Origin of the sequence: Sphingobium sp. Leaf26 (assembly GCF_001421665.1) — a bacterium.
Taxonomy (GTDB): domain Bacteria; phylum Pseudomonadota; class Alphaproteobacteria; order Sphingomonadales; family Sphingomonadaceae; genus Sphingobium.
In genome coordinates this window covers 85917-101884 of the sequence record NZ_LMKV01000029.1, presented here as the reverse complement: position 1 = coordinate 101884, position 15968 = coordinate 85917, and the positions used below count along the sequence as shown (strand labels likewise).

At 62.5% G+C, this 15968-nt stretch carries 26 protein-coding genes; 25 read left to right on the top strand and 1 reads right to left on the bottom strand.

Features of this window, described 5'->3' with window-relative positions; all coding sequences use genetic code 11:
• The first annotated feature begins 2 nt into the window (after positions 1-2).
• From rplD to ASE85_RS17890, 23 genes are all read left to right on the top strand, one after another.
• Positions 3-626, top strand: a complete 624-nt coding sequence (gene rplD / locus ASE85_RS17995) for a 50S ribosomal protein L4 (protein WP_056691710.1) — start codon at positions 3-5, stop codon at positions 624-626.
• Positions 619-936, top strand: a complete 318-nt coding sequence (locus ASE85_RS17990) for a 50S ribosomal protein L23 (protein WP_056691707.1) — start codon at positions 619-621, stop codon at positions 934-936. Before rplD ends, ASE85_RS17990 begins: the two co-directional genes overlap by 8 nt.
• Before the next feature lies 1 nt (position 937).
• Positions 938-1774: a 50S ribosomal protein L2 gene (gene rplB / locus ASE85_RS17985; RefSeq protein WP_056691704.1), complete on the top strand. Its 837-nt coding sequence runs from the start codon at positions 938-940 to the stop codon at positions 1772-1774.
• A gap of 5 nt (positions 1775-1779) precedes the next feature.
• Complete coding sequence (gene rpsS / locus ASE85_RS17980; RefSeq protein ID WP_056691701.1) at positions 1780-2055, top strand: 30S ribosomal protein S19; 276 nt, start codon at positions 1780-1782, stop codon at positions 2053-2055.
• Positions 2055-2441, top strand: coding sequence for a 50S ribosomal protein L22 (gene rplV, locus ASE85_RS17975; protein ID WP_056691698.1), 387 nt, complete (start codon positions 2055-2057; stop codon positions 2439-2441). Before rpsS ends, rplV begins: the two co-directional genes overlap by 1 nt.
• Before the next feature lie 4 nt (positions 2442-2445).
• Positions 2446-3141, top strand: a complete 696-nt coding sequence (rpsC, locus tag ASE85_RS17970) for a 30S ribosomal protein S3 (RefSeq protein ID WP_056691695.1) — start codon at positions 2446-2448, stop codon at positions 3139-3141.
• A 21-nt stretch (positions 3142-3162) separates the two neighbouring features.
• Positions 3163-3594: a 50S ribosomal protein L16 gene (gene rplP, locus ASE85_RS17965; RefSeq protein ID WP_056691692.1), complete on the top strand. Its 432-nt coding sequence runs from the start codon at positions 3163-3165 to the stop codon at positions 3592-3594.
• A gap of 4 nt (positions 3595-3598) precedes the next feature.
• Positions 3599-3802 (top strand): 50S ribosomal protein L29, encoded by a 204-nt coding sequence (gene rpmC, locus ASE85_RS17960; RefSeq protein ID WP_056691689.1) that lies wholly within the window; start codon positions 3599-3601, stop codon positions 3800-3802.
• 12 nt (positions 3803-3814) lie between these two features.
• Entirely contained in the window at positions 3815-4078 is a 264-nt protein-coding gene (gene rpsQ / locus ASE85_RS17955) for a 30S ribosomal protein S17 (RefSeq protein WP_006960320.1), read from the top strand.
• A gap of 166 nt (positions 4079-4244) precedes the next feature.
• Complete coding sequence (rplN, locus tag ASE85_RS17950; protein WP_056691686.1) at positions 4245-4613, top strand: 50S ribosomal protein L14; 369 nt, start codon at positions 4245-4247, stop codon at positions 4611-4613.
• Positions 4613-4924: a 50S ribosomal protein L24 gene (gene rplX, locus ASE85_RS17945; RefSeq protein ID WP_056691684.1), complete on the top strand. Its 312-nt coding sequence runs from the start codon at positions 4613-4615 to the stop codon at positions 4922-4924. Before rplN ends, rplX begins: the two co-directional genes overlap by 1 nt.
• Complete coding sequence (rplE, locus tag ASE85_RS17940) at positions 4924-5496, top strand: 50S ribosomal protein L5 (protein WP_056691681.1); 573 nt, start codon at positions 4924-4926, stop codon at positions 5494-5496. The genes rplX and rplE overlap by 1 nt, the downstream gene beginning before the upstream one ends.
• 51 nt (positions 5497-5547) lie before the next feature.
• Positions 5548-5853: a 30S ribosomal protein S14 gene (rpsN, locus tag ASE85_RS17935; protein WP_007707881.1), complete on the top strand. Its 306-nt coding sequence runs from the start codon at positions 5548-5550 to the stop codon at positions 5851-5853.
• Positions 5854-5865: 12 nt separating this feature from the next.
• Positions 5866-6261, top strand: a complete 396-nt coding sequence (gene rpsH, locus ASE85_RS17930; RefSeq protein ID WP_056691679.1) for a 30S ribosomal protein S8 — start codon at positions 5866-5868, stop codon at positions 6259-6261.
• Entirely contained in the window at positions 6261-6794 is a 534-nt protein-coding gene (gene rplF, locus ASE85_RS17925; protein WP_056691676.1) for a 50S ribosomal protein L6, read from the top strand. The genes rpsH and rplF overlap by 1 nt, the downstream gene beginning before the upstream one ends.
• Before the next feature lies 1 nt (position 6795).
• On the top strand, positions 6796-7161 hold the full coding sequence (rplR, locus tag ASE85_RS17920; protein WP_056691673.1) for a 50S ribosomal protein L18: 366 nt from the start codon (positions 6796-6798) through the stop codon (positions 7159-7161).
• Positions 7162-7163: 2 nt separating this feature from the next.
• Positions 7164-7886, top strand: coding sequence for a 30S ribosomal protein S5 (rpsE, locus tag ASE85_RS17915; protein WP_056691670.1), 723 nt, complete (start codon positions 7164-7166; stop codon positions 7884-7886).
• A gap of 5 nt (positions 7887-7891) precedes the next feature.
• A complete protein-coding gene (gene rpmD / locus ASE85_RS17910) occupies positions 7892-8071 on the top strand; it encodes a 50S ribosomal protein L30 (RefSeq protein ID WP_056691667.1) in 180 nt (59 codons plus the stop codon).
• 352 nt (positions 8072-8423) lie between these two features.
• Positions 8424-8963, top strand: a complete 540-nt coding sequence (rplO, locus tag ASE85_RS17905) for a 50S ribosomal protein L15 (RefSeq protein WP_056691664.1) — start codon at positions 8424-8426, stop codon at positions 8961-8963.
• A gap of 195 nt (positions 8964-9158) precedes the next feature.
• Positions 9159-10523, top strand: coding sequence for a preprotein translocase subunit SecY (gene secY / locus ASE85_RS17900; RefSeq protein ID WP_056691660.1), 1365 nt, complete (start codon positions 9159-9161; stop codon positions 10521-10523).
• 53 nt (positions 10524-10576) lie between these two features.
• The gene (locus tag ASE85_RS17895; protein WP_056691657.1) at positions 10577-11233 is read left to right on the top strand and encodes an adenylate kinase; all 657 of its coding nucleotides are present in this window, start codon (positions 10577-10579) and stop codon (positions 11231-11233) included.
• Positions 11234-11322: 89 nt separating this feature from the next.
• Positions 11323-11505: a hypothetical protein gene (locus tag ASE85_RS23205; protein ID WP_156358415.1), complete on the top strand. Its 183-nt coding sequence runs from the start codon at positions 11323-11325 to the stop codon at positions 11503-11505.
• 105 nt (positions 11506-11610) lie between these two features.
• Positions 11611-12654 carry an acyltransferase family protein gene (locus ASE85_RS17890; protein WP_056691654.1) on the top strand — a complete coding sequence of 348 codons (1044 nt, stop codon included), beginning with the start codon at positions 11611-11613 and terminating at the stop codon, positions 12652-12654.
• Between the two features lie 58 nt (positions 12655-12712).
• On the opposite strand, the gene ASE85_RS17885 is transcribed toward ASE85_RS17890, so the two are convergent.
• Positions 12713-13483, bottom strand: a complete 771-nt coding sequence (locus ASE85_RS17885) for a CsgG/HfaB family protein (RefSeq protein WP_056691651.1) — start codon at positions 13481-13483, stop codon at positions 12713-12715.
• Between the two features lie 177 nt (positions 13484-13660).
• Here ASE85_RS17885 and lepA point away from each other — a divergent pair, with 177 nt between their 5' ends.
• Positions 13661-15469, top strand: a complete 1809-nt coding sequence (gene lepA, locus ASE85_RS17880) for a translation elongation factor 4 (RefSeq protein ID WP_056691648.1) — start codon at positions 13661-13663, stop codon at positions 15467-15469.
• A gap of 26 nt (positions 15470-15495) precedes the next feature.
• Complete coding sequence (locus ASE85_RS17875; RefSeq protein ID WP_235523607.1) at positions 15496-15960, top strand: hypothetical protein; 465 nt, start codon at positions 15496-15498, stop codon at positions 15958-15960.
• Positions 15961-15968: the final 8 nt, after the last annotated feature.

The following is a 15968-nucleotide window of genomic DNA, read 5'->3' as shown; positions in this document are numbered from 1 at the left end:
TCATGAAGGTCAATGTACAGACCCTCGACGCGCAGGCCGCCGGCGAACTGGAGCTGAATGACGACGTGTTCGGTGTAGAACCGCGCGCCGACATCCTGCACCGCGTCGTCACCTGGCAGCTCGAAAAGCGTCGTGGCACCGCCCGCGGCACCCGCGAGCGTTCCGACGTCGCCCGCACCGGCAAGAAGTTCGGTCGCCAGAAGGGCGGCGGTACCGCTCGTCACGGCGATCGCCGCGCACCCATCTTCATCGGTGGTGGTAAGGCTCACGGTGCCCGCGTCCGCGACTTCAACCCCTCGCTGAACAAGAAGGTTCGCGCGCTGGGTCTGAAGATGGCGCTGTCCTCGAAGGTCAAGGCCGGCACGCTGACGATCATCGACAGCCTGGACGTCGCCGAAGGCAAGACCAAGGCGCTGGTCGCCAACCTGGCCAAGCTGAACCTGACCAAGGTGCTGTTCATCGACGGCGACGCCGTGAACGTCAGCTTCGCGAAGGCTTCGGCGAACATCATCGGCGTGGATCTGCTGCCTGCCGTTGGCGCCAACGTCTACGACATCCTGAAGGCCGACTCGCTGGTGCTCACCCGCGCCGCGGTCGAAAAGCTGGAGGCCCGTTTCAATGGCTAAAAAAGAAGCCGCCGCCGTCGCCAATCGTCATTATGACGTCGTTGTCGCCCCGCACATCACCGAGAAGTCGACCCTTCTCTCCGAGAACAACGCCGTGGTCTTCAAGGTTGCTGGCGATGCCACCAAGCCGGAGATCAAGGCTGCCGTCGAGGCGATCTGGGGTGTCAACGTCAAGAGCGTCAACACGCTGGTGACCAAGGGCAAGACGAAGCGCTGGAAGGGCAAGCCCTACACGCGCTCGGACGTGAAGAAGGCGATCGTCCGTCTGGCCGACGGCCAGTCGATCGATATCACCGAGGGAGTCCGCTAAGATGGCTCTTAAGCATTATAACCCGACCAGCCCGGCCCGCCGCGGCCTGATCCTGGTCGACAAGTCCAGCCTGCACAAGGGCAAGCCCGTCAAGGCGCTGACCGAAGGCAAGCGCAAGACCGGTGGCCGTAACAACAAGGGTCATGTGACCTCGCGTGGTATCGGTGGCGGTCATAAGCAGCGCTATCGTATCATCGACTTCAAGCGTCGCTTGTGGGATGTCGAAGGTACGGTCGAGCGTCTGGAATATGACCCCAACCGCACCGCCTTCATCGCGCTGGTCAACTATCCCGACGGTACGCAGACCTATATCATCGCGCCGCAGCGTCTTGCGCCGGGTGACAAGGTCATCGCCGGCAAGAAGACCGACGTGAAGCCGGGCAACGCGATGGAACTGGGTCAGATGCCAGTCGGCACGATCATCCACAACATCGAAATGAAGCCGGGCAAGGGCGCGCAGCTCTGCCGTTCGGCAGGCACCTATGCCCAGCTCGTCGGTCGCGACCGTGGCATGGTCATGGTCCGTCTGTCGTCGGGTGAGCAGCGCTACATCCGTTCGGACTGCATGGGCACCATTGGCGCCGTGTCGAACCCCGACAACGGCAACACCAATCTTGCCAAGGCTGGCCGCAACCGTTGGAACGGCATCCGCCCTCTGACGCGCGGTGTCGCGAAGAACCCGGTCGATCACCCGCATGGTGGTGGTGAAGGCCGCACCTCGGGCGGCCGTCATCCGGTTACCCCGTGGGGCAAGCCGACCAAGGGTGCACGCACCCGCCACAACAAGGCGACGGACAAGATGATTATCCGTAGCCGCCACGCGAAGAAGAAGAGGTAAGCGAGATGGCTCGTTCCGTCTGGAAAGGTCCGTTCGTGGACCTCAGCCTTCTGAAGAAGGCGGAAGCCGCGCAGGACGCGGGTGGCCGTGCGCCGATCAAGACCTGGTCGCGTCGTTCCACCATCCTGCCGCAGTTCGTCGGCCTGACGTTCAGCGTCTATAATGGCCGCAAGCATGTTCCGGTTTCCGTGAACGAGGATATGGTGGGTCACAAGCTGGGCGAATTCGCCCCGACCCGCTTCTTCCCCGGCCACGCCGCCGACAAGAAGGGCAAGCGCTAATGAGCAAGCCTAAGGCTCCCCGTCGCGTCGCCGACAACGAGGCTCTGGCCGTCGGCACGCAGATCCGCGGTTCGGCCCAGAAGCTGAACCTGGTCGCCACGCTGATCCGCGGCCGCAAGGTCGAGGAAGCGCTCAACATCCTCGCCTTCTCGAAGAAGGCGATGGCTGTCGACGTGCGCAAGGTGCTGGCTTCGGCCATCGCCAACGCGGAAAACAACCACAATCTCGACGTCGACTCGCTGGTCGTCGCGGAAGCATCGGTAGGCAAGGCGTTCACGCTCAAGCGCTTCCATGCTCGCGGACGCGGCAAGTCGACCCGGATCCTCAAGCCCTACAGCCGAGTGCGCATCGTCGTGCGTGAAGCTGGCGAAGAAGCGGAGGCGTAAGCACATGGGTCACAAGAGCAATCCGATCGGTCTGCGTCTCCAGATCAACCGTACCTGGGACAGCCGCTGGTTCGCCGAAGGCGCCGACTATGGTCGCCTGCTGCTGGAGGATCTCAAGATCCGCCAGTTCATCTTCAAGACCCTGCCGCAGGCAGCGATCTCGAAGGTGGTCATCGAGCGTCCGGCCAAGCTGTGCCGCGTGTCGATCTATGCCGCCCGTCCGGGCGTCATCATCGGCAAGAAGGGCGCGGACATCGAAAAGCTGCGTCGCAAGCTCGGCGCGCTGACGTCGTCGGACGTGTCGCTGAACATCGTCGAAATCCGCAAGCCGGAAATCGATAGCAAGCTCGTCGCACAGGGTATCGCCGACCAGCTGGAACGCCGTGTCGCTTTCCGTCGCGCCATGAAGCGTGCGGTGCAGTCGGCTCTGCGTCTCGGCGCCGAAGGCATCAAGATCACCTGCGGCGGCCGTCTTGGCGGTGCAGAGATCGCCCGCGTCGAATGGTATCGCGAAGGCCGCGTTCCGCTGCACACGCTGCGTGCGAACGTCGACTATGCCGACGCCACGGCACACACCGCCTATGGCGTGTGCGGCATCAAGGTCTGGATCTTCAAGGGCGAAATCCTTGGTCACGATCCGATGGCCACCGACCGGCTGATGCTGGAGGCTCAGACCTCCGGCGTGCGCCCGGCGCGCTGAAGATAAGAAGGTAATAGCGTCATGCTGCAACCGAAGAAAATGAAGTTCCGCAAGACCTTCAAGGGTCGGATCAAGGGCGATGCCAAGGGTGGCTCGGCTTTGAACTTCGGCTCCTATGGTCTCAAAGCCATGGAACCCGAGCGCGTCACCGCCCGCCAGATCGAAGCGGCCCGCCGTGCGATCACCCGCCACATCCGCCGTCAGGGCCGGTTGTGGATCCGTATCTTCCCCGACGTGCCGGTTTCCAAGAAGCCTGCCGAAGTCCGTCAGGGCAAGGGCAAGGGTTCGGTCGAATATTGGGCCGCCCGCGTCAAGCCGGGTCGCATCCTGTTCGAACTGGACGGCGTGCCCGGTCCGCTCGCAGCAGAGGCCTTCTCGCGCGCCGCGATGAAGCTGCCCATCAAGACGAAGGTCGTTGCCCGCCTCGGCGACACCTCGCATCTGGAGGGTTAAGCACATGGCGAATGTTGCAGACCTGAAAACCAAGACGGACGACGAACTGTCGACCGAACTCAACAACCTGAAGCGCGAGCAGTTCAATCTGCGTTTCCAGGCGGCCACCAACCAGCTGGAAAAGCCCAGCCGCGTCAAGGAAGTCCGCCGGTCGATCGCGCAGATCAAGACCCTCCAGACCGAGCGTAACAGCTCGGCCGCGAAGTAAAGGAACCACACGATGCCCAAGCGCGTGCTGACGGGAACTGTGGTTTCCGACAAGACCGACAAGACGGTGGTCGTTCGCGTGGAGCGCAAGGTAAAGCATGCGCTCTACGGCAAGATCATCCGCCGCTCGAAGAAGTACCATGCCCATGATGAGGGCAATGTCTACAAGGAAGGCGAAACGGTCCGAATCGAAGAGACCGCTCCGATTTCCAAGCTCAAGACCTGGAAGGTCATCGAGCGCGTGGACACCCACAAGTCGCCGGAAACGGCCGCTTAAGGGCAGGCTCGCTGAGCCTTTGGTGAAAAATGCGGCGCGGGGCTGGCCTTTTCCTTTGGAAAGGGTTACAGGCCCGCGCTTCGCGTAGAGTCACCGGGCTTTAGGCTGATGAATTCGGAACCGCCGGGAATTGCCCCGGTAGGCCAAATAAGAAGGAACCGGATCTATGATCCAGATGCAATCCAATCTTGACGTCGCTGACAACAGCGGCGCCAAGCGCGTCCAGTGCATCAAGGTGCTGGGCGGCTCGAAGCGTCGCTTCGCTGGCGTGGGCGACATCATCGTCGTCTCGATCAAGGAAGCTGCGCCGCGTGGCAAGGTGAAGAAGGGTGACGTGCATCGTGCCGTCATCGTGCGTACCGCCAAGGATATCCGCCGTGCAGACGGTTCGGTCATCCGTTTCGACGGTAACGCCGCTGTGCTCATCAACAAGAACGAGGAGCCGATCGGCACCCGTATCTTTGGCCCGGTCGTTCGCGAACTGCGCGCCAAGAAGCACATGAAGATCATCAGCCTTGCTCCCGAGGTGCTGTAATGAGCGCTGCTAAGATCAAGAAGGGCGACAAGGTCGTCATCCTGGCCGGCAAGGACAAGGGCCGTACCGGCGCTGTCCTGGCTGTGATGCCAAAGGACGACAAGGTCCTGGTGGAAGGCATCAACGTGCATGCCAAGCATCGCAAGCCCGACCAGGCGAACCCTCAGGGTGGCATCGAGCGCAAGCCCGCGCCGCTCCACATTTCGAACGTCGCTATGGCCGGCGCCGACGGCAAGCCGACCCGCGTCCGTTTCGAGGATCGCGACGGCAAGAAGGTCCGCGTCGCCGTCAAGTCCGGTGAGGTGCTGTAATGGCCGACAAGTACATTCCGCGCTCGAAGGCGCAGTATGACGCTGAAATCGTCAAGGCGATGACCGAGAAGTTCGGTTACAAGAACGTCATGGAAATCCCCCGGATCGAAAAGATCACGCTCAACATGGGCGTGGGCGAAGCGACTCAGGACAAGAAGAAGGTCACCTCGGCCGCCGAAGAGATGGAGCTGATCGCTGGTCAGAAGCCCGTCATCACCAAGGCGAAGAAGTCGATCGCGCAGTTCAAGCTGCGTGAAGGCATGCCGATCGGTGCCAAGGTCACGCTGCGTCGCGAACGCATGTATGAATTCCTGGATCGCATGATCAACGTCGCGCTCCCCCGCGTGCGCGATTTTCGGGGCCTGAACCCGAAGAGCTTCGATGGCCGTGGCAATTATGCCTTCGGTATCAAGGAGCAGATCATCTTCCCGGAGATCAGCTATGACCGCGTCGACAAGGTGCGCGGCATGGACATCATCGTGACCACCTCGGCGAAGACGGACGACGAAGCGCGCGAACTGCTGCGCCTCTTCGGCTTCCCTTTCCCGATCGAAGAGAAGCAGGCGGCCTAATTCGGCCCCGCTTCTCTCCCAACGCTTAAGCTAAGGAAGAGAACTTAAGTCATGGCGAAACTGAGTTCGATCAACAAGAACGAGCGCCGCAAGAAGCTGGTAAAGAAATATGCCGGCCGTTATGCGAAGCTCAAGGCGATCGCGAATGATACCGCGGCCGATGACAGCGATCGTCTGATCGCGCGTCTGAAGATGGCGGAGATCCCCCGCAACGGCAATCCGACCCGCGTTCGGAACCGCTGCGAACTGACGGGGCGTCCCCGCGCATATTACCGCAAATTCCGCCTCTGCCGCGTGCAGCTGCGTGATCTGGCCAACAAGGGCCTGATCCCCGGCGTCACCAAGTCGAGCTGGTAAGGATCATTTGAAATGGCATTGACCGATCCCCTGGGTGATATGCTCACCCGCATCCGCAACGGGCAGCAGGCGAAGAAGGACAGCGTTATGTCCCCCGCTTCCAAGCTGCGCGCCCGCGTGCTCGACGTGCTCCAGCGTGAAGGCTACATCCGTGGCTATTCCGAAGAGCTGCTTGGCCAGCATCCTGGTCTGCGCATCGAGCTGAAATATTTCGAAGGCCAGCCGGCGATCAAGCATGTCGCCCGCGTGTCCAAGCCTGGCCGCCGCGTCTATTCGGGTTCCAAGGAACTTCCGGTGATCCGCAACGGTCTGGGCATCACCATTGTCTCGACGCCTCGCGGCGTTCTGTCCGACGCCGAAGCGCGTGAGCAGAATGTCGGCGGCGAAGTGCTGGCGGAGGTGTTCTGATGAGCCGCACAGGCAAAAAGCCGGTCACAGTGCCTTCGGGCGTGACCGCGTCCATCGCCGACGGTCAGCTGTCGGTGAAGGGTCCCAAGGGCACCCTGTCGCTGCCGCTGGCTAACGAAGTCACCTACAGCATCGAAGACGGTGTGATCGCGGTGAAGCCTGCCAACGACGGTAAGCGCGCCCGCGCTTTCTGGGGCATGCAGCGCACCCTGGTCGCCAACCTGATCACTGGTGTGACCGAAGGCTACACCAAGAAGCTGCTGATCACCGGCGTCGGTTATCGCGCGGATTCGAAGGGCAAGGTTCTGAACCTGAAGCTCGGCTATTCGCATGATGTCGACTTCGAGATCCCCGAAGGTATCGAGATCAAGACCCCGGATAACACCACGGTCGAGATCAGCGGCATCGACAAGCAGCAGGTCGGTCAGGTTGCGGCCGAGATCCGTCGCTGGCGCAAGCCCGAACCCTATAAGGGCAAGGGCATCAAGTACGCCGGCGAGTTCATCTTCCGCAAGGAAGGGAAGAAGAAGTAAGATGGCAAAGCTTTCCCTCTTCGCGCGGCGTCGTCGCCGCGTTCGCACCGCGCTCAAGGCTGTTTCGGGTCACAAGCCCCGTCTTAGCGTTCACCGTTCGGGCCAGCACATCTACGCCCAGGTCATCGATGACGTCGCCGGCAAGACCGTCGCCGCTGCATCGACCCTGGACAAGGATGTCGGTTCGAAGGCTCTGGGCAAGACCGGTGCTTCGTCCGAAGCCGCTGCCGATGTCGGCAAGCGCGTCGCTGCTGCGGCGACTGCTGCCGGCGTCACCAAGGTCGTTTTCGACCGCGGAGGCTTCCTCTTCCATGGCCGCGTCAAGGCGCTGGCCGATGCGGCCCGTGAAGCCGGGCTGGAGTTCTGATCATGGCTGACGAAAACACCAACGAAGTCGTCGCACCCGTCGAGGGCGCAGAAGCGACTGCACCGACCGAAGGTCGTGGTCCCGGCCGTGGCCGTGGCAACCGTGGCGGCGGCGATCGCAACCGTGGCGAGCGTGGAGGCCGTGGCCGTCGCGACGACCGTCGCGGTGGCAACCGTGACGAGGATCAGGGCGAAGAACTGATCGAGAAGCTGGTTCACATCAACCGCGTCAGCAAGACCGTCAAGGGCGGCAAGCGCTTCGGTTTCGCGGCTCTCGTCGTCGTCGGCGATGGCAAGGGTCGTGCGGGCTTCGGCCATGGCAAGGCGCGCGAAGTGCCTGAAGCCATCAGCAAGGCGACCGCCGCCGCCAAGAAGGCGATGGTCCGCGTTCCGCTGAAGGAAGGCCGCACCCTGCATCATGACGGCCTCGGCCACTTCGGTGCCGGCAAGGTGACTGTCCGTTCGGCCCCGGCCGGTACGGGTATCATCGCCGGTGGTCCGATGCGCGCCGTGTTCGAAAGCCTCGGCGTCGCTGACGTCGTGACCAAGTCGAACGGCACGTCGAACCCCTATAACATGATCCGTGCGACCTTCGCGGCTCTGGTCGAACAGACCAGCCCGAAGTCGGTGGCGCAGCGCCGTGGCAAGAAGGTCGCCGACCTTCTGCGTCGTGGCGGTGCCTCGGCCGACGTCGCGCAGGCTGATGCCGAAGCGATTGCGGAGTAACTGACATGGCGAAGATCAAGATCAAGCAGATCGGTTCCCCGATCCGTCGCCCCGCCGACCAGAAGAAGATTCTGATCGGCCTGGGCCTTGGCAAGATGAACCGCGTGGTGGAATTGGAAGACACGGCGGAAGTCCGCGGTGCCATCAAGAAGCTGCCCCACATGGTGGCCGTGGTCGAGGGTTAAGCCTTCCGACTTCCGGGAAACAGCAAAGGGCCGATTCGCGCAGGCGAATCGGCCCTTTCTGCGTTCAGGGTCGTGGGGTAGAGGCTGCTGTCCTACAGGGGCCGCTTTTGCTATCCGAAAGGCCGCACAGTCCGCTCGCATCGGACGCAGCCTGAAGCCTGTCGCTGAAACATAATGTCCGACTTTTGTTATGGAATGTCGAAACTTGCGGGAAATGTGCGAAGTTAAGCGCCCATTCTCCGACAGCGGCGTGGCGGGAGCCTTGCCGCATTAGGGGGTGACAAGGACCGTGCATCCCGCTATGGGCGCCGCTTCCATTCAAGCGCGAACCAAGCGAAAGCGAGTGCACATCATGACTTTCAGACTCAACGACATCAGCGACAATGCCGGCGCCCGCAAGGGCCGTATGCGCGTGGGCCGCGGCATCGGTTCGGGCAAGGGCAAGACCGCCGGTCGCGGCCAGAAGGGCGCCAAGGCGCGTTCGGGCGTGGCCATCAACGGTTTCGAGGGCGGCCAGATGCCGCTCCACATGCGCATCCCGAAGCGCGGCTTCAACAACATTTTCGGTAGCGACTATGCGATCGTGAACCTGGGCGCCGTCCAGAAGGCGATCGACGAAGGCAAGCTGGACGCCAAGGCGACCATCGACCAGGCCGCTTTGAACGCCGCCAACCTGACCCGCGGTGGCAAGGACGGCGTCCGTCTGCTCGCCAAGGGTGAACTGACCGCCAAGGTCAGCTTCCTGGTGGCCGGCGCGTCGAAGAGCGCCGTCGAAGCCGTCGCAAAGGCCGGTGGCAAGGTCGACGTGATCGAAGTCGTTCCGGCGGCCGAGAAGGCCAAGGCGAAGAAGGGCACCACCCTTGCCGCCAAGAAGGCCGCTGCGAAGGCCTGATTTACGGCCTGACAGTCTTGCAAGCACGACCCCGCTGCCCGATATGGGTCGGCGGGGTCATGTGTTTCGGGGGATCTGCTCGTCGCTTGCGCGACAACTCCCGTTCGACATGGCCAATCCGCCCCGCTAAGGGGATGAGCGATTCCGCGCCGGAGCCTTGATGCTTCGGCAAGAGTGATTTGAAGGGCAGCCACCATGGCATCGAGAGCCGACCAGCTCGCATCCAATCTCAGCCTCGCGAAGTTCAGCCAGGCGACCGACCTCAAGAAGCGCCTGTGGTTTACGCTCGGCGCCTTGATCGTGTTCCGTTTCCTCAGCTTCGTGCCGCTGCCCGGCGTCGATCCGACCGCCCTGTCGCAGCTTTACAGCCAGACCAACGGCGGCATCCTCGACATCTTCAACACCTTCTCGGGTGGGTCGCTGTCGCGCATGAGCCTGATCGCGCTGGGCGTCATGCCCTATATCACCGCGTCGATCGTGGTGCAGCTCGCCTCCAGCCTTTCGCCGCAGCTCGCGGCGATCAAGAAGGAAGGCGAAAGCGGCCGCAAGAAGATGAATCAGTGGACCCGCTACGGCACCGTCGGCCTGACCGCGGTGCAGGGCTATTTCATCGCCGTGGGCCTGGAGGGCTTCGGTGCCCAGCAAGGCATGCAGGCGGTGATCGAGCCGGGCCTGCTGTTCCGCCTGACCGCCGTCGTCTCGCTGATCGGCGGCACCATGTTCCTGATGTGGCTGGGTGAGCAGATCACATCGCGCGGCATCGGCAACGGCGTGTCGCTCATCATCATGGCGGGCATCGTCGCCCAGTTGCCGGTGACGCTCAGCAACCTGTTCAAGTCGGGCAGCGAAGGCTCGATCTCGGGCCTGCTGATCTTCCTGGTCATGGTGATGGCCGTCGGCCTCGTCCTTTTGATCTGCTTCATGGAGCGCGCCCAGCGCCGCGTCCTGATCCAATATCCCAAGCGCCAGACGCGCCAGGGCCTGATGCAGGCGGATCGCAGCCATCTGCCGCTCAAGGTCAACACCGCCGGCGTCATCCCGCCGATCTTCGCCAGCTCGCTGCTGCTGATGCCGCTGACCATCTCGCAGTTCGCTGGCCAGACGGTCGCGGGTGAAAGCAAGTGGGGCGATTTCGTCCTGACGCTGAACCAGTATCTGTCGCATGGCAGCCCGGTCTATATGGGCCTTTACGGCCTGGGCATCGTCTTCTTCTGCTTCTTCTATACCGCCGTGGTGTTCAACCCGGAAGAGACGGCCGATAATCTCAAGCGCAATGGCGGCTTCATCCCCGGCATCCGTCCGGGTAAGAATACCGAAAATTATCTGGATTATGTGCTGACGCGCATCACCGTCATCGGCGCGGCCTATCTGGCCTTCATCTGCCTGGTGCCGGAATTCGCGATCGCGCGGGCGGGCATTCCCTTCTACCTTGGTGGGACTAGCCTGTTGATCGTCGTCAATGTTACGGTCGACACCGTGACCCAGATTCAGAGCCATCTGCTCGCCCACCAATATGGCGATCTGATCAAGAAGGCGAAGCTAAAGGGTCGACTGCGCTGAGGGGCGTTTCGAGACTCTGATTACAGCGCAACGAACAGGGGAGTATGCGCGCAATGAATATCATTCTGCTTGGCCCTCCGGGGGCCGGCAAGGGCACCCAGGCGACCCGTCTGGTTGACGATCGTGGCATGGTGCAACTGTCGACGGGGGACATGCTGCGCGCGGCGGTGAAGGCGGGAACGCCCGTGGGCCTCCAGGCCAAGGCGCTGATGGAATCGGGTGCCCTGGTCCCTGACGAAGTCGTGTCGGGCATCATCGGCGAAGCGCTCGACGCGCTGGCCCCTGATACCGGCGTGATCTTCGACGGCTATCCTCGCACGGAAGCGCAGGCCCATTCGCTCGACACTATTTTGGGTGACCGTAACCGGACCCTCGACCATGTGATCGAGCTGGAAGTGAATGAGGATGCGCTGGTCGAGCGCATCACCGGCCGCTTCACCTGCGCCAGTTGTGGCGCGGGCTATCATGACAGGTTCAAGATCCCCAAGGTCGAGGGCGAGTGCGACAAGTGCCACGGGCATGAGTTCAAGCGCCGTCCCGACGACAATGAGGAAACGGTGCGTACCCGCATGGCCGAATATCGCGCCAAGACCGCGCCGATCCTGCCGATCTACGAATCGCGCGGCATCGTGTCGCGCGTGGACGGCATGGCGGACATGAACGATGTGACCGTCGCGATCGCGGCGATCCTGGACGGCGACGCGGCCTGAGCTACGCTTCCTGCCCGAACAGGGGCGGGATGACATGCGGAGGATCGGACTTTTGGCATGGGCTGGCGCGGCGATGGCTGCGCCGGCCCATGCTGCTGTTACGGCCAGTGCCGGTGCGCTTCGTGATCGGAAGCAGCGTGAAGGTCGCCATGACCCATGTGGTGGATGGCTGGCTGCGCGGGGGCGGCGCCGCGATCGCACATGTCGTGGATCAGGTGCTGGCCGCGAATGTGCAATGGCTCAAGCGCACCGCCGCAACGCCGCCGTCCTGAACCGGCACATCGCCGGAAAGAAAGCAGCAAAGAAAAAGCGCGGCCAACTGCGGCGTTAACCACGATCATAACGGATTCATTGCTCCGTTGTTGCTATAGGGGGTCATGGTTGGATCACCGCCTTCCCGTGGCCGTTTGACGGAACTGGATGCCCTGCGCGGCATCGGCGCGCTGTGCGTGCTGATCTTCCATTATTCGACGCGCTTCCATGAGCTGTTTCCGCAGGCCAGCCATGTGCCCTTCAGTTTCCCCGGCGGCAATTATCGCGTCCTGTTGTTCTTCACCATTTCGGGTTTCGCGATCTTCTTCACACTGGATCGCATCCGTACCGTGGCGGACTTCGTGGTCAATCGCTTCGCGCGCCTCTATCCCGCCTATCTGGTGGCGATGCTGCTGACACTGTCGATCGAATATCTGGCCCACGCGACCCAGTTGCTGATCGGGCCGGTCGCGATCCTGGCCAACTTCACCATGCTTCAGGGCTTTGCCTTCATGCCGGAAGTGGATGGTGCCTATTGGACGCTGACGGTGGAGATAGCCTTTTATTTCTGCATGATCGCCATGTGGAAATTCGTCGGCATCCGGCGGCTGGAGCCGATGCTGATCCTGTGGCTGGCGGCGCGCTGGCTCTACTGGCTGTGGCCCGACATGCCCGAACGGATCGTGATGCTGCTGGTGCTTCGCTACACGCCCTTCTTCGTCATCGGCATGCTGGCCTATCGCGTCTGGTCGGGGCAACGGACGCTGCGCCAGCAAATTCCCTATGCAGCGCTCGCCCTGCTGTCGATCGCGACCATGGAGACATGGGATGTCGCGATCGTAGGCTGCGTATTGTTGGCGAGCTTCGTAGCGCTGATCCACGGCCATCTGCGCTTCCTCAGCCTGCGCCCGCTCGTGTGGCTGGGCGGGATCAGCTACAGCTTCTACCTGATCCACCAGCATGTCGGCTTCGTCGTAATGCTGGAGTTCGCCAAAGCGGGCTACAGCCCCTGGATCGGCTTTGCCGCCGCGTTCCTGGTGGCGCTGACGCTGGGCACGGCCATCAACCGCTTGGTGGAGCGCCCGGCAGGCGAGGCGATCATCGCCTGGTGGAAACGCCGGCGCGAGACGCGACGGATGCCGATCGACGCCGCACCGAGTCAGGGCTGAACCAAAAAGGGCGCTGCCGTCACCGGCCGCGCCCTTTCCTGTTGCGATTCGATGCGCCTTATTGCGCGACGGGCGCCGCAGCGGCCGCATTTTCGGGCAGGCCGCCCATCTGCGTGACCATTTTCGTATAGGCGTCGAGATAGGCCAGCACGATCACCTGGCCGATGGCGGTATTCTGATAGCCGCCGCCGCCGACCGCGGCGAGGCCGCCCATCCAGCCAAGGCCGCCACCGCCGCCGAAGCTGAGGTCCGATTTGCGGAAATAGCCTTCGGCCATCACCTCTTCCTCGGTTGTGCGGGCATTGACCACGGAGAGCATGACATTGGCCTCGCTCTTCTTCACCGAAATGCCGCCCGCCAGCGCGCCGAGCGTGCGGCCGCCAAGGAGGCCGCCGACCAGACCGCCGATGGCGTTGCCGCCGCTGTTGTTGTTGGTGGTGACGATGTCGGGCTGGATGAAATAGTCCGCCGCCTTGACCTGCCCTTTGCCCAGGTTGGATCCGGCCTGCAATTCGCCCGAATCCGCCATGGCGCGTTCCATGTTGCGGCTGGCCATCGACCGGCCGCGATTGACGATGCCGAAACAGCCGGACTGCTGCACGAACAGCTTGATGATGGCTTCGGGGCTGCCCAGATTCAGCTCACGCCACCACTGATTGTCCGGTTCCACGATCGCGACGGTGCCGAGGCGCTTGGTGCAGCGCGGGATTTCCATCTGTTTCCTGGTCTGGGCCTGACGACCCGACGACCCCTTGTCCGCCGCCATCGCCTGCGGCGCAACCATAGACAGACAGACAGCCGCCATGGTCAGCTTTTTCAATCCACGCATTTCAAGAACCCCGTTTGTTGCTTGAGTTTGAAAATCGTTGCCCCGTTCCTGCGAATACTTATCACAGGGGTCAATCGCTTCCAAGCGAAGGGGCATGGAAATGACGGGTTTTGTCATCGAATCCCGCCAACGCGCGATCCTGCTGACAGCGCGTCGAATCGCTGCTATCGGGCGCCGATGACCGATCTGTCCCACATCCGTAATTTTTCGATCATTGCGCATATCGACCACGGCAAATCCACGCTGGCCGACCGCCTGATCCAGCGTACCGGCGGCCTGACCGACCGGGAGATGAGCGCGCAAGTCCTTGACAATATGGACATCGAAAAGGAGCGCGGCATCACCATCAAGGCGCAGACCGTGCGCCTCGACTATACCGCCAAAAATGGCGAGACCTATGAGCTGAACCTCATGGACACGCCGGGCCATGTCGACTTCGCCTATGAAGTGTCGCGCAGCCTGGCCGCGTGCGAAGGCGCTCTGCTGGTCGTGGACGCCGCGCAGGGCGTGGAAGCGCAGACCCTGGCCAATGTCTATCAGTCGATCGAACATGATCATGAGATCGTGCCGGTCCTGAACAAGATTGACCTGCCCGCCGCCGAGCCGGAAAAGGTGCGCAAGGAAATCGAGGATGTGATCGGCCTCGATGCGTCCGAAGCGGTGCTGGCCAGCGCGAAGTCGGGCATTGGCATCGACGAAATTCTGGAAGCCGTCGTCAAGAAGATCCCGCCGCCCAAGGGTGATCGCAATGCCCCGCTGGAGGCGATGCTGGTCGATAGCTGGTACGACCCCTATCTGGGCGTCGTCATTCTGGTGCGGGTCGTCAACGGCGTCATCAAGAAGGGGCAGGCGATCAAGTTCATGATCGGCGGCACCGAACATCTGATCGACCGTGTCGGCTGCATGCGGCCCAAGATCGAGACGCTGACCGAATTGGCGGCGGGGGAAATCGGCTTCATCACCGCGCAGATCAAGGAAATCGCCCAGACCCGCGTCGGCGACACCATCACCACGGTCAAGAATGGCGCGACCAAGCCGCTCCCCGGCTTCAAGGAAGTGCAGCCGGTAGTGTTCTGCGGCCTGTTCCCCGTGGACGCGAACGACTTCGACAAGCTGCGTGATAGCATCAGCAAGTTGCGCCTGAACGACGCCAGCTTCAGTTTCGAGATGGAGAGCAGCGCGGCGCTGGGCTTCGGCTTCCGTTGCGGGTTCCTGGGGCTGCTGCATCTGGAGATCATTCAGGAGCGGCTGACCCGCGAATATGACCTGGACCTCATCACCACCGCGCCGTCGGTGGTGTACAAGATCCAGCTCACCTATGGCGCAGGCGAGATCGAACTGCACAACCCGGCCGACATGCCCGATCCAACCAAGATCGACGAGATCGAGGAGCCGTGGATCGAGGCGATCATCTATTGCCCCGACGAATATCTCGGCTCCATCCTGAAACTTTGCCAGGATCGGCGCGGCATCCAGAAGAACCTGACCTATGTCGGCGGGCGCGCGCAGGTGACCTACGAACTGCCGCTCAACGAAGTCGTCTTCGACTTCTATGATCGCCTGAAGAGCATCAGCCGTGGCTATGCCAGCTTCGACTATCACCAGATCGGCTATCGCGAGGGCGACCTCGTCAAGATGAGCATCATGGTCAATTCGGAGCCGGTCGATGCACTCAGCATGATCGTGCATCGCGGCACCGCCGAATCGCGCGGTCGCGGCATGTGCGAGCGGCTGAAGGATCTGATCCCCCGCCATTTGTTCAAGATCCCGATTCAGGCGGCGATCGGCGGCAAGGTGATCGCGCGCGAGACGATCGCCGCGATGCGCAAGGACGTGACCGCCAAATGCTATGGCGGGGACATCAGCCGCAAGAAGAAGCTGCTCGACAAGCAGAAGGAAGGCAAGAAGCGCATGCGCGAATATGGCAGCGTCCAGATTCCGCAGGAAGCTTTCATCGCCGCGCTGCGCATGGGCGACGAGAGCTGACCGGCACGGGCGACCGCTGCGCAGCCATGGCGGGGCAGGTCGCTCATATCCGGCGCGCCGCTGCCTTTCTGTCCAACGGCATGTCGCTCGGGCTTTGTCCCGATGCTGCGATGCGCCGCCGGGATGCCATGCCTGCCAAGCTGATCGGCAATGGCCTGCGTGAACTGGACCTGTTTCTGACCGACCTGATCGTGGAAGCGGGCCGCGTCGACCGGCTGGGGATTGCGGCCGGGCGCGATCCCGGCATCCATCCGGGTCGCCGCATCTTCAGCGCGGCGGAGGCGTGGCGGCGGACGGGGCCGCAACTGGGGCTGGCAGAGGAGAGCCGTACCCGCCTGCGCCAGATGCGCGCGGCGCAGAACCGTCAATGTTTCGGCCGGTTGCGCGGCGATGGCGCGGAAGCGGCGATGCAGCGCGCCTGCGCCGATTATGCCCGGTTGGCGGACGATGTGCTGGCGGCCGTCAGGGGAAGGGCGACGCCTGCGCCGTAGCAGTGAGC